Here is a 12031-nt window from a genome sequence, read left to right as displayed (position 1 = left end):
CCCCGCCGCACGGTGTGCAGGATGCACGGGTCCTTGCTGACAAACCTCACTGCCGTGCGTCCGGTCTTCCGATGACGCTGGGGTGGTCGGGAACCGGAAGGGGAGGGAAGGGGGAGCCGGGTGGGCGCGGTGGAGGGGGTCGTGCAGGGGAGTGTGACGCAGCGTCCGGGGAGGGCGGGGGTCCTGCGGATCTGGGGCGCCGCGCTGGTGCCCGCCCGGCGGGCGCGTCCCCGGGGAGCGGGCGTCGCGCATTCGGCGGGGCTGCGGCAGGTGCTGCTGGCGCTGGTCGTGACGGAAGTCGTCGTGGCGTTCCTGGTGTCGTCCGTGCTGCCGCCGGCCGTGCGGGGCGTGCACGCCGCGCTCGAAGCCGTGCTGGTCCTCGCCGGGCTGGGGGCCACCGCGGCGCTGTTCCGGTCCCCGCACGAGGTGCGGGGACCGGACCTGGTGCTGCGGACCGGGTTCTTCGGGGAGGTGTCCGTGCCCCGCTCCGCGGTCCGTTCGGCGGCTCCCGCCGTGCGGACCGTCCCCGGCCGCGGACCGCGCCGCGTTCCGGGCGAGCCGGCCGCGGTGGCCTGCTCCGCCGAGGCGACGCTCGACGTGGTCCTGCACCTCAGCCCGGCGGTCCGCCTGGACCTCGGGCCGGGCGGGGGCGTGGTGACGGCGTCCGCGGTGTACACCTCGGCCGTGTCCGCCGCGGCCATGCGGACGGTGCTCGGTCCGGCGGACCGCCCCGCGGACCGCTGATCGCCACCTGTGGCGACGGCGGGGATCGGCGGGCCGGGCGCGCGGGGTGCGAACATGGGCGGACCGTCCCGTGTTCCGTACACCGTCACACCGTCACACCGTCTGGAGTGGTGCAGGAGTGGTTGCCGCCGTGCCCGACCCGTCCGTGCTGCACCCCGTGCCCGGGCAGCCCCGCGTGGTGCTGCTGAAGCCGCTGGTGACGTCCCCGCTGATCGAGGTGGGCGTGTACTCCTACTACGACGACCCGGACGCGGCGACCGACTTCGAGAGCCGCAACGTGCTGTACCACTACGGTCCGGAGAAGCTCGTCATCGGGAAGTTCTGCGCGCTGGGCACCGGCGTGCGGTTCATCATGAACGGCGCGAACCACCGCATGGACGGCCCCTCGACCTTCCCCTTCCCCATCATGGGCGGCGGCTGGGCCGAGCACTTCGACCTGATCACCCGCCTCCCGGGCCGCGGGGACACCGTCGTCGGGCACGACGTCTGGTTCGGCCACGGCGTCACCGTCATGCCGGGGGTCCGGATCGGCCACGGCGCGATCATCGCCGCCGGTTCCGTCGTCGTCGACGACGTCCCCGACTACGGCATCGTCGGCGGCAATCCGGCGCGGCTGATCCGCCTCCGCCACAGCGGGCCGGACATCGCGCGGCTGCTGGCGGTGGCCTGGTGGGACTGGCCCGACGAGCACCTGACCCGGCACCTGCGGACCGTCATGTCCGGCAGCATCGACGACCTGGAGGCCGCCGCCCCGGGCGCCTCGGACGAGCGCCGGCAGAGCGGGACCTGACGGTCCCTCCCCGCTGTTCCCCCGCCCCGCGTACGGCAGGCGCCCGCGGGTGGTTCGTCGCACCCCCTACCCATCAACTGTGACATGTGAAATATTACCCGCGCTTCCTCCAGCCTTCCCGACCCAGTGAAAGGCCGTCACGTTGCGCAGACTCGCCGTGGTGGGAGCCGCGATATCGTTCGCGCTCCTCGCCACCCCCGCGCTCGCCGCCACCGCGCCGCCACCCCGGCCGGCCCCTTCCGCGCCGTCCACCGGGCCGGCCCAGCACGCCGAGCACGCCCCCGCTCCCCCACCCGCACCCCTGGAGCTCCAGCGGCAGGCCCTGCGCCGGCAGGCACTGGAACAGGTCGCCGCCGGCGGTCCCGCCGGTCTGCGGGCAGAGGCCGACGGAACGCTCCCGCGACGGGCCCAGGTCGGCAAGCGGTACGTCGAACTCGCCCAGGAGCGCAAGGACAAGGTCTTCGTCATCCTGGCCGAGTTCGGCGACCGGGTGGACACCACCACCGAGTTCGAGGGCAAGCCCCGCTTCGGCGGCACCCCCGGCCCCCGCCACGACACCATCCCGAAGCCCGCCCCCGACGACAACCACACCCTGTGGCGCAAGGACTTCGACCGGGCCTCCTACGAGCGGCAGTTCTTCTCCACGGAGACCGAGTCCGCGTCCCTGCGCGCCTACTACCGGCTCCAGTCCTCCGGCCGGTACGACATGGACGGCTACGTCTCCGACTGGGTCCGCCTGCCCTGGAACGAGGCCCGCTACGGCACCGACAACTGCTCGGAGCCCGGCCAGTGCCGCACCAACTGGGACATGATCCGCGACGCCACCGCCGCCTGGTACGACGCCGAGCGCGCCAAGGGCCGTACGCCCGAGCAGATCAAGGCGCAGCTCGCCGCATACGACGTGTGGGACCGCTACGACGCCGACCACGACGGGAACTTCGACGAGCCGGACGGCTACCTCGACCACCTGGTCGTCGTGCACGCCGGCAAGGACCAGACCTGGGGCGGCGGCGCCCAGGGCAAGGACGCGGTCTGGGCGCACCGCTGGTTCGCGTACTGGAACCAGGCCGGCAGTGCGGGGCCCGAGGGGAACAAGGCCGGCGGCACCCCCGTCGGCGACTCCGGCATCTGGGCCGGCGACTACCTCACCGCGGGCGAGAACAGCGGGGCGGGGCTCTTCGCCCACGAGTTCGGCCACGACCTGGGGCTGCCGGACCTGTACAGCTCGGACGGCGACAACGGCGTCAACTTCTGGTCGCTGATGTCCTCGGGCTCGTACCTGGCGAAGGGCCGCAACACCACCGGCGCCTTCCCGGGCGACCTCGACCCGTGGAGCAAGCTCCAGCTGGGCTGGCTGGAGTACACGGAGGCCGACGCGGGCCGCAGGACGCGGGCCGTGCTGGGGGTGTCGGGCTACAACACCGAGGACCCGCAGGCCCTGCTGGTGCACCTGCCGCCGTCGGAGACGCGGACCGAGCTGACCGACCCGTACGAGGGCGGCAGCCAGTGGTGGAGCGGCACCGGCGACCTCATGGACAACACCCTGTCCCGGACGGTCGACCTCGCCGGCACGGCCGGGCCCGCCCGGCTGGACGCCCGCGTCTGGTACGACATCGAGCAGGACTTCGACTTCCTGACGGTGGAGGCCTCCACGGACGGCGGCGCCTCCTGGGCGGTCCTGCCCGGCACGGTGAACGGAGCCGCGATCCCGCCGAAGGGCGTGTCCGGGACGTCGGGCGGCTGGGCGGAGATCGGTGTTCCGCTGGACCGGTTCGCGGGGCACGGCGTCCAGCTGCGGCTGCGCGTGACGTCCGACGGCAACACCCACGGCAAGGGCGTCACCTTCGACGACATCCGGATCACCGCCGACGGCGGCGCCCGCGAGCTGCTGCGCGACGGGGCGGAGCAGGGCGCGAACGGCTGGAACGCGGTCAAGTGGTCGCGCACGGAGGGCCGTACGGGCAGCGAGCGGCACCCACGCGCCTACCTGGTCGAGAACCGCCGCTACACCGGCTACGGCAAGCAGCTGCGGACCGGGCCGTACAACTTCGGGTTCACCGGCGACCAGGTGGAGTTCTACCCGTACCAGCAGGGGGTGCTGATCTGGCTGTGGGACACCGCCTACAGCGACAACACCACCAAGGCCCACCCGGGGGCCGGGCTGCTGCTGCCCGTCGACGCGCGCCCGGAGCCGCTGCGGCACGGGGACGGCTCACTGCTGAACGCCCGCGCACAGACCTTCGACGCGCCGTTCTCGCTGCGGGCGAGCGACCGGATCGTCCTGCACCGGGCGGGCACGGCCACGGTGGTCCCGTCACGGCCGGGCGTACCCGTCTTCGACGACCGCCGCGGCTCGTACTGGAACCCCGAACTCCCGCAGGTCGGGGTCAAGGTCCCGGACACCGGGACGCGGATCGCGGTGGTCAAGGAGGCCTCGGGCGGCGCGCTCACCACGGTCCAGGTCAGCCCGTCCCCGTAAGCGGCCCGGCACGGATGCGCGTGCGGGCCGTCCGCCCCCCGGTGGGTGGGGCGGACGGCCCGCACGCGTACGTGGAGCTTGAGCGCGCTCAGGTGCTCAGCAGACGGTTGAAGAAGGAGCGGTAGCGCTGGAGGGCGAGGCGGAGGTCCTCGGTGGCGACCTCACCGCCGCGGCTCCACTGCTGCTCCAGGTCCTCCTTGTGGGAGGCGAACGTACCGGCCAGGTGCTGCATGACGGCCGCGACCAGGCCGTCCGCGGCGCGGACGGACTCCTTGGGGTCGTCGACGAAGTCCCCCTGGATCCTGCTCCACTCGTCGCGGAAGCCCGCGGCCTCGGCCTCCGGCATCAGGGGCGTCTCGTCCGGTTCCGCGGTTCCGGCTCCGGCCGTGTCCGCTTCCGCCCCGGCCTCCCGGCCCTCCCGGCCCTCCCGGGGCTCGCGGTCCTCCCGGTCCGCTTCGGCCGTGGAGTCCGTTCCCGCCGACGCCGCCGTCAGGCCGCTCGTGTCCGCCGGGTCCGGGCGGCCGCCGTCCTCCCGGAGGTCCGGCCGTGCGCCGGTGCCGCTCCCGTCGTCCACCGGGATCGCATCGCCCGGGTAGGCGGGCCTGTCCTCGGTGGTCTCCTCGGTGTCGGGGTCGGCGTCCATCCGCGGGCGGGCGAGTTCTTCGGTGGTCAGCCCCTCGCGGGGGGCGGTGGTCTCGTCGTGCTTCATGTCTCCTCCGTCCGGCTGCCCGCGCCCGAGGGCGCCGCCAGGAGTTCGTCGAACAGGGCGCGGTAGTGCACCATCGCCCCGCGCAGCTCCTCGGTGGTGGCGTGCCCGCCGTTGCGGGCCCGGACGTCGTGGGCGTCGCGGTAGTGCTCGATGGTGCGGCCGTGCTCGACGGACAGGTCCTGGAGCTGCTGCTCGTAGCCCTCCGTGGGGTAGCCGCGCTCGCGCATGAGGCGGGTGACCAGGGAGTCGGCCTCGGAGACCGCGCTCTCGGGCCGGTCGACGAAGCGCTCCTGCACGCGGCTCCAGTCCTCGGCGTACTGCTGCCTCAGGTCCGGCGGCAGCTCCCGTATCTGCAGGGCGTCGTGCCGCCGTTCGCGGCTGCGCAGTTCGCGGTCGGCCGGGAGTCGTCCGCCCGCTTCCTCGACGGTGCGCTCGTACTCGGGTCCGAAGCGGTGCTTGAGGTGGCGCCGCCTCGACACCGCCCACAGTCCGACACCGATCAGGACGAGCACGATGACGCACGGGACGATGATGGCGACGAGGGTTTCTGTTGACATCTCGGCCTCCAGGGCCATCCGTGGGAGCTGGCCCGCGCCTGCCCCCGTCTCCTGCGCTCAAACTCCGCGCCCGCGGGATCAGGGCCCGGGCGGACCGTAGTAGCGGCCCAGGCGGGCGTGGTAGCCCTGGTCGCCGAGGTGCTCGTCCCCGTCGAACTCGGGCGCGTTCTTGATCTGTTCCTTGGTGCGCTCCACGTAGACCTTCTCGTCCTCCACGTCGATCCCGCTGACGGTGCCCGCGGGGATGAGGACTTCCCGGCCGAAGATCCACGGGCCGGTGTCGACGACGAGGTACGCGGATCCGACCTCGTCGGAATGCTTGTCGACCTTCCCGATGGCGCCGTCGGTGGCCTCCACCTTGAAGCCGGTCAGGTCCACGCCCGGAAGTCGGGCGACGGTCACGCGATAGGCCCACATCTGCGTCATGGCCATCCACTCCATCGATCGTCAGGATCGTCGTGTCACAGCTCCCTCAGGGCGGGGAGGAGGTCCGTCCGGGCCCAGTCGAGGAAGGGCTGCTGGTGCGCGCCGCCGATCTGGACGAGGGCGACCTCGTCGAACCCCGCGTCCACGTACGGCCGGACCGCCGCGGTGAACGCCTCGACGTCCGTCCCGCAGGGGATGGCCTTCGCCAGGTCCTCGGGCCGCACCGCCTCCGCCGCCCTGGTGAACCCGGCGGGGCCGCGCAGTTCGGCGTTGACCGGCCAGCCCGTCTGCGACCAGCGGAACTGCTCGTGTGCGCGGGCCACGGCGACATCGCGGTCGGCGTCATGGCAGACGGGCACCTGGCCGACGCGCGGTTTGCCCGCGCCGCCGTGCCGGTCGAAGGCGTCCAGCAGTTCCCGCTTCGGCTCGATCGCGATGACCAGGTCCGCGAGGCGGCCGGCGACGGCGCAGGAGCGGGGGCCGGACACCGCGATCCCGATCGGCGGGGGCGGGTCGGGCAGGTCCCACAGCCGGGCGTGGTCCACGTGGAAGTGCGGGCCGTCGTGGTCGACGGTCTCACCGGCCAGCAGCCGGCGGATGACGGCCGCGGCCTCCTCCAGGCGGTCGATCCTGACCCGGGGGGCGGGCCAGCCGGCGCCGACGACGTGCTCGTTGAGGTTCTCGCCCGAGCCGAGGCCGAGACGGAACCGCCCCTGCGACAGCAGTTGCACCGTCGCCGCCTTCTGGGCGACGACGGCCGGGTGGTAGCGGTACGTCGGGCAGGTCACGTACGTCATCAGCGGGATGCGCTCGGTGGCCTGCGCGGCGGCGCCGAGGACGCTCCACGCGTACGGCGCGTGCCCCTGCTCGTCGAGCCAGGGGAAGAAGTGGTCGGAGATGACGGAGAAGTCGAACCCGGCCTCCTCGGCGCCCACCAGGTGCTCGACGAGGGCGCGGGGACCGGCCTGTTCGGTCATCATCGTGTATCCGATGCGCACCATGCGCGGCGTCTGACCCCTCCGGCCGGATCCAAACCCGGACGGCCCGGCGCCCGCTCCGGCGCGCCCGGCGCCCGGTCCGCCGGCCGGGACACGCCCGGGCACCCGGGATACCGTCGAGGGGTGGACGGTGCGCGGGCCGAGGGGCACGGTGCGCTCGCGAGGGCGCTGCGCCGGAGCCATCACATCGGCCCCGGCGAGGTGACCGGGCTGATCGTGGACGCGGGCCGGGAACTGGGCCTGTCCGGGGTCCGGGTCCTGCTCGCCGACGTCCAGCAGCGCCGTCTGGTGCCCGTGACCGGCGGGACGCCCCTGGACATCGACGGCTCCCTCGCCGGCCTGGCGTACCGGACCCAGCGGGTCCAGCGCGAGTCGGGCGGCGCACAGGGCTGCTGGATCCCCATGGCCGACGGGATCGAGCGGCTCGGCGTGCTGTACGCCGCCCCCGGCGCGCCCGGGTCCCGGGCCGGCGCCGAGGAACGGGCGGAGGCCCTGGCCACGCTCGCCACGCTCCTGGTGGTCTCCAAGAGCACGCACGACGACGGTCTGATCACGGCCGTCCGCAGCCGCCCGATGACGCACCAGGCCGAACTGCTGTGGGCCTTCCTGCCGCCACGGACCATCGGAAGCCCGCGGGTCACCTCCAGCGCGGTCCTCGAACCGGCCTACGACATCGGCGGGGACGCCTTCGACCACAGCTTCGACGGCAGCGTGCTGCAACTGGCCGTCCTGGACGCGATGGGCCACGACCTAGCCTCCGGCGCGGCGAGCGCCATCGCGCTGGCGGCCTGCCGCGCGGCCCGGCGCGACGGGACCGCGGTGTCCGGCGGCACCGGCGTCGCGGCCCTGGCCGGGGTCGCCCTGCGCATCGAGGACGCGCTGGTCCGGTGGATCCCGGACCGGCTGCTGACCGGCGTCCTGGCCCGCCTGGACACCGTCACGGGACGGCTGACGTGGGTGAACTGCGGGCATCCGCCGCCCCTGCTGATCCGCGACGGCCGGGTCGTCCCGCGGGCCCTCGAACGTGCGGCGCAGCTCCCGCTCGGCCTGGGTGCGTACGGGGAGGAGCGCGAGCCGGCGGGGTACACCGTGCGGCTGCAGCCGGGCGACCGCGTGCTCGTCCACACCGACGGCGTCACCGAGGCCCGCTCCCCACGAGGAGAGACCTTCGGGGAGGAGCGGCTCACCGACATCGTCGTACGGTCCATGGCGGCCGGCGAGGCGGCGCCCGAGGCGCTGCGGCGGCTCGTGCTGAGCCTCCTCGACCACCAGGGTCACGAGCTGCGCGACGACGCGACCATCCTCCTCACGGAATGGCACCCGCCGCACTGACCGTGCGCCGCCCGCCGTGGGGTTTTCGCCGGATGGGCGGGGGCAGGCGCCCGGGCGGACGGTCCCGCGCCCGCGGCAGCGCCTGCGGCCGCGGTCGCGGCGGACACCACGCGAAGAGCGGACACCACGCGAAGAGGAGACCCCCATGAAGGAACGCTCCGACCTCCACGAGGGCCGGCTGCTCGCCGTCTACCTCAACGACCACCTCACCGGCGCCACCGCCGGGCTGTCGCTGATCCGGCGGATGGTCCGGCACCACCGCGGGAGCGAGCTCGGACCGCAGCTGGAGCGGCTGGCCGGACAGATCGCCGAGGACCGGGACAGCCTGCGCGAGATCATGACCGCCCTCGACATCCCCGCGATGCACGCGCGCGCCGTGCTCGGCCGGTTCGGCGAGATGGCGGGCCGCCTGAAGCTCAACGGGCGGCTCGTGTCCCGCTCGCCGCTCAGCGACGTCATGGAGCTGGAGCTGCTGCGGCTCGGGGTGGAGGGCAAGGCCGCGGCGTGGCGTTCCCTCCAGTCGCTCGCCTCCGCCGACGCGCGGCTCGACCGCGCCTGCATCGACCGGCTGCTGGAGCGCGCCCAGCGGCAGTCAGGACTGCTGGAGACCTTGCGCACGGCCGCGTCCGACCGGGTCTTCGCCCCTTCCGTACGGCGTACCGGGACCCGGGTACCGGCAGGTTCCGCCGCGGCCGGAAGGGCGGTGTGACGGCCATGAAGGTCGTGGTGACGGGCGCCACCGGCAACGCGGGCACCAGTGTCGTACGGGCGCTGGCCGCCGACCCGGCGGTGACCGAGGTGATCGGCCTCGCCCGCCGGGTCCCCCGCCGGTACGAGGTGCCCGGGGTGCGGTGGGTCGCGGGGAACGTGGATCCCGGCGGGAGCGATCTCGTCGGGCTGTTCGCGCGGGACGGGGCGGACGGGGTCGCGGTCGTGCACCTCGCGTGGAAGTTCCAGCCGACGCACGACCCGCTGGAAACCTGGCACACGAACGTCCTGGGCGGCGTCCGGGTCTTCGAGGCGTGCGCCCGGGCCCGGGTCGACGCCCTCGTGTACGCCTCGTCCGTGGGCGCGTACTCCCCCGGTCCGGCGGACGGCAGCCGGGTCGACGAGACCTGGCCGACGCACGGCTGGCCGGGCGCCGCCTACACGCGGGAGAAGGCGTACCTGGAGCGGTACCTCGACGGCTTCGAGGCAGCCCACCAGTCGATGCGGGTGGTGCGGATGCGGCCGGCGTTCCTGTTCAAGGAGACCTCGGCCTCGGAGCAGCGGCGGATCTTCGCCGGGCCGCTGCTGCCGTGGAAGCTGGTCCGGCCGGGCCTGGTGCCGGTGCTGCCCGACGTGGGTGGCCTCAGGTTCCAGGCCCTGCACACCGACGACGCCGCCGAGGCCTACCGGGCGGCGGTGCTGCGGCCCGTACGCGGCCCGTTCAACCTGGCCGCGGAGCCGGTGCTGGACACCGCGTCGCTGGCCCGGCTGCTGCACGCCCGGACGCTGCCGCTGCCGGCCGGCGCGGCCCGGGCCGCGCTGGCGGCGGCCTGGCGGATGCGCCTGGTGCCGGCCGCGCCGGGGCTGCTGGACGCCGTACTGCGGCTTCCGCTGCTGTACGCGGACCGGGCCCGGCTGGAGCTCGACTGGACCCCCGCCCGGACCGCCGTCGAGGCGATGGCCGCCTTCCTGGAGGGCCTGCAGAGCGGTCAGGGGCTCGACACCCCGCCCCTGGCCGGTGCGGCCGCGGGCCCGGCCGGGCTCCACCGGAGGTGAGGGGACATGACCGGGCGGGCCGCGCTGTTCGACGTCGACGGAACCCTCACGGACACCAACCACCTGCACGTGACCTGCTGGTGGGAGGCGCTGCGGCAGGCGGGGCACCGGGTGTCGATGCACGCGGTGCACCGGGCCGTGGGCCTGCCCGGCGAGGACCTCACGGCGCACCTCCTCGGTCCGGCCCCGACCGGCGACGACGGGGCGGCCGACGAGGGGACCGAGGGGGAGTACGAGCGGATCGGCGCCGCCCACGACGTGCTGTACGCCACCTGGTTCGACCGGCTGGCCGCCCTGGACGGCGCCGCGGGCCTGTTGCGGCGGCTCGCCACGGACGGCTGGCGAGTCGTACTGGTCACCTCGGCCTCCGGCGCCGAGCTGGGCGCGCTGCGCCGGGCCCTCGACGCCGACGACGCGATCACCGCGTGGACCAGCGCGGACGACGTGGAGCACGGCAAACCCCACCCCGAGCCGGTCCGCGACGGCCTGGAGCTGGCGGGGGCGGAACCCGGCCGGTCCGTGTTCGTCGGGGACACCGTGTGGGACATGCACGCCGGCACCCGGGCCGGCGTGCCCTGCGTGGGCCTGCTGTCCGGCGGCATCCCCCGCGCGGACCTGCTGGCGGCGGGCGCCCTGGCCGTGTACGACGGCCCCCGGGACCTGCTGGACCGGCTCGGCGACAGCCCGTTCGCCCGGACGGCCCCCGGCTGAACGCCCGGGCCGGGAGGCCGCCGCCCCGGCAACGCCGCAGGCCCGCGCGCCTTCGGGACTGCCCCGCGGGTCCGGCCGATCGCGGTACGCGGTGCCGGCTCGCCAGCGGGCGCGCATCATGAACCTCATGAGAGTCCCCGTGCACGGGCGGGGTGACAGCACCCTCCCCTTGCTGCTCCACGGATACGCCTGGTTGCCCAACCGGCTCCGCGAGACGGCGGGCGCCCCGGTGCGGACCCACCTCCTGGGCCATCCGGCGATCGCCCTGCACGGGCCGCAGGCCGTGCAGTTCTTCTACGACGAGGAGAACGTCCGGCGGTCCGGCTCGATCCCGGAACCGGTCCTGGACACCCTGTTCGGCAGGGGCGCCGTGCACACCCTCGACGGTGCGGCCCACCGGGTCCGCAAGGCCCTGTTCCTTGCCCTGCTCAAGGACCCGGCCGGGGTCGAGGCACTCACCGAGGCCGTGGTCGCGCAGTGGCGGGAGGCCGTCGCCGGCGACGGGGGCGGGGCCGTGGTGCTCTTCGACACCGCGGCCGAGGCCCTCGCCGGGGCCGTGTGCGCATGGGTGGGGCTGGCGCCGACGGCCGAGCAGGCGCGGCTCATCGCCCACGACTGCGTGGCCATGGTCGACGGGTTCGCCAGCCCCGGGCTCCGGCACCTGCGCGCCCGACACTCCCGCACCCGCCAGGAGGCGGCCCTGGCCGCCCTGGTCACGGCGGTGCGGGACGGTCGGCAGCAGGTGCGTCCCGGGTCGGCCCTCGAGGCCGTCGCCGGCCACCGCGACGTCGACGGCCTCCCGGCGGACGAGCGGACCTGCGCGGTCGAACTGCTCAACATCATCCGGCCGACCGTCGCGATCACCTGGTTCATCACCTTCGCCGCGCACGCCCTGCACCGCCACCCGGACCTCGCCGAGGAGCTCCGCGCGGCGTCCGGCCGGCAGCTGCGGGACCTGAGCACCGCCTTCGCGCACGAGGTGCGGCGCTTCTACCCCTTCGTCCCGTTCGTCAGTGGGGTCGCGGCGCGCGACCTGACCTGGCAGGGCATCCGCATCGACCAGGGCACCATGGTCCTGCTGGACGTGTACGGGCACCACCACGACCCGGCGCTGTGGCACAACCCGTACCACTTCACGCCGGCCCGCTTCACCGCCGACCCCGACGCCGTGGACCGCCTCATCGCCCAGGGCGGCGGGGATCCCGCACTGGGGCACCGCTGCCCGGGCGAGGACATCACCGTCAGCGTCCTCGCGGCGTTCGTCGGCGAGCTGGCCCAGCTCGACCCCGAGGTCCCGGACCAGGACCTGACCATCCCGCTGTCCCGGATCCCCACCCGCCCGCACAGCGGCTTCGTCCTGCGCCTCTCCACCGCCACCGCGGACGCCTCCGCCGGCCCCGCCGCACGGCCCGGCCGCTGATCCCGCCGCCGCGGCCGCGGCCCGGCTGCGGGGTGGGCGGCGGCTGCGGGGAGACCCGTTGCCGCGTCGCGTGCAACAGTGGAATCGACGGCATGGCTTGG

Annotated in this window: 12 protein-coding genes; 8 read left to right on the top strand and 4 right to left on the bottom strand. The window is 74.6% G+C overall.

Annotated elements, in window-relative coordinates; translation table 11 throughout:
- Window positions 1-141 precede the first annotated feature (141 nt).
- The 3 genes from ACZ4VL_RS10200 (at window position 142) to ACZ4VL_RS10190 (ending at window position 4013) form a co-directional block, all read left to right on the top strand.
- Complete coding sequence (locus ACZ4VL_RS10200; RefSeq protein ID WP_468198037.1) at window positions 142-744, top strand: hypothetical protein; 603 nt, start codon at window positions 142-144, stop codon at window positions 742-744.
- A gap of 130 nt (window positions 745-874) precedes the next feature.
- On the top strand, window positions 875-1534 hold the full coding sequence (locus tag ACZ4VL_RS10195; RefSeq protein WP_468198035.1) for a CatB-related O-acetyltransferase: 660 nt from the start codon (window positions 875-877) through the stop codon (window positions 1532-1534).
- A 160-nt stretch (window positions 1535-1694) separates the two neighbouring features.
- Window positions 1695-4013: an immune inhibitor A domain-containing protein gene (locus ACZ4VL_RS10190; protein ID WP_468198033.1), complete on the top strand. Its 2319-nt coding sequence runs from the start codon at window positions 1695-1697 to the stop codon at window positions 4011-4013.
- An 88-nt stretch (window positions 4014-4101) separates the two neighbouring features.
- On the opposite strand, the gene ACZ4VL_RS10185 is transcribed toward ACZ4VL_RS10190, so the two are convergent.
- The 4 genes from ACZ4VL_RS10185 to ACZ4VL_RS10170 form a co-directional block, all read right to left on the bottom strand.
- Window positions 4102-4722 (bottom strand): hypothetical protein, encoded by a 621-nt coding sequence (locus ACZ4VL_RS10185; protein WP_468198031.1) that lies wholly within the window; start codon window positions 4720-4722, stop codon window positions 4102-4104.
- Window positions 4719-5279: a hypothetical protein gene (locus ACZ4VL_RS10180; RefSeq protein ID WP_468198028.1), complete on the bottom strand. Its 561-nt coding sequence runs from the start codon at window positions 5277-5279 to the stop codon at window positions 4719-4721. Before ACZ4VL_RS10180 ends, ACZ4VL_RS10185 begins: the two co-directional genes overlap by 4 nt.
- Window positions 5280-5357: 78 nt before the next feature.
- The gene (locus ACZ4VL_RS10175) at window positions 5358-5705 is read right to left on the bottom strand and encodes a PRC-barrel domain-containing protein (protein WP_468198026.1); all 348 of its coding nucleotides are present in this window, start codon (window positions 5703-5705) and stop codon (window positions 5358-5360) included.
- Window positions 5706-5740: 35 nt separating this feature from the next.
- Window positions 5741-6706 carry a TIGR03557 family F420-dependent LLM class oxidoreductase gene (locus ACZ4VL_RS10170; protein ID WP_468198024.1) on the bottom strand — a complete coding sequence of 322 codons (966 nt, stop codon included), beginning with the start codon at window positions 6704-6706 and terminating at the stop codon, window positions 5741-5743.
- A gap of 120 nt (window positions 6707-6826) precedes the next feature.
- Here ACZ4VL_RS10170 and ACZ4VL_RS10165 point away from each other — a divergent pair, with 120 nt between their 5' ends.
- The 5 genes from ACZ4VL_RS10165 to ACZ4VL_RS10145 all read left to right on the top strand — a co-directional run bounded on the left by ACZ4VL_RS10165 (window position 6827) and on the right by ACZ4VL_RS10145 (window position 11930).
- Window positions 6827-8035: a PP2C family protein-serine/threonine phosphatase gene (locus ACZ4VL_RS10165; protein WP_468198022.1), complete on the top strand. Its 1209-nt coding sequence runs from the start codon at window positions 6827-6829 to the stop codon at window positions 8033-8035.
- Window positions 8036-8180: 145 nt separating this feature from the next.
- Entirely contained in the window at window positions 8181-8744 is a 564-nt protein-coding gene (locus ACZ4VL_RS10160; RefSeq protein WP_468198020.1) for a hypothetical protein, read from the top strand.
- Window positions 8745-8749: 5 nt separating this feature from the next.
- Complete coding sequence (locus ACZ4VL_RS10155; RefSeq protein WP_468198185.1) at window positions 8750-9799, top strand: NAD-dependent epimerase/dehydratase family protein; 1050 nt, start codon at window positions 8750-8752, stop codon at window positions 9797-9799.
- 6 nt (window positions 9800-9805) lie between these two features.
- The gene (locus tag ACZ4VL_RS10150) at window positions 9806-10510 is read left to right on the top strand and encodes an HAD family hydrolase (RefSeq protein WP_468198018.1); all 705 of its coding nucleotides are present in this window, start codon (window positions 9806-9808) and stop codon (window positions 10508-10510) included.
- A 127-nt stretch (window positions 10511-10637) separates the two neighbouring features.
- Window positions 10638-11930 carry a cytochrome P450 gene (locus tag ACZ4VL_RS10145; RefSeq protein ID WP_468198016.1) on the top strand — a complete coding sequence of 431 codons (1293 nt, stop codon included), beginning with the start codon at window positions 10638-10640 and terminating at the stop codon, window positions 11928-11930.
- Window positions 11931-12031: the final 101 nt, after the last annotated feature.

It is taken from the genome of Streptomyces sp. NPDC029014, assembly GCF_055564695.1.
The sequence above is the reverse complement of the archived record's forward strand: the minus strand, read 5'-3'. Positions and strand labels throughout refer to the sequence as shown.

Excerpts from the sequence above, each read along its gene's own strand:
- ACZ4VL_RS10185 (WP_468198031.1), bottom strand. The coding sequence starts at position 4,722 with ATGAAGCACGACGAGACCACCGCCCCCCGCGAGGGGCTGACCACCGAA.
- ACZ4VL_RS10145 (WP_468198016.1), top strand. The coding sequence starts at position 10,638 with ATGAGAGTCCCCGTGCACGGGCGGGGTGACAGCACCCTCCCCTTGCTG.
- ACZ4VL_RS10160 (WP_468198020.1), top strand. The coding sequence starts at position 8,181 with ATGAAGGAACGCTCCGACCTCCACGAGGGCCGGCTGCTCGCCGTCTAC.
- ACZ4VL_RS10170 (WP_468198024.1), bottom strand. The coding sequence starts at position 6,706 with ATGGTGCGCATCGGATACACGATGATGACCGAACAGGCCGGTCCCCGC.
- ACZ4VL_RS10175 (WP_468198026.1), bottom strand. The coding sequence starts at position 5,705 with ATGACGCAGATGTGGGCCTATCGCGTGACCGTCGCCCGACTTCCGGGC.
- ACZ4VL_RS10155 (WP_468198185.1), top strand. The coding sequence starts at position 8,750 with ATGAAGGTCGTGGTGACGGGCGCCACCGGCAACGCGGGCACCAGTGTC.
- ACZ4VL_RS10180 (WP_468198028.1), bottom strand. The coding sequence starts at position 5,279 with ATGTCAACAGAAACCCTCGTCGCCATCATCGTCCCGTGCGTCATCGTG.
- ACZ4VL_RS10150 (WP_468198018.1), top strand. The coding sequence starts at position 9,806 with ATGACCGGGCGGGCCGCGCTGTTCGACGTCGACGGAACCCTCACGGAC.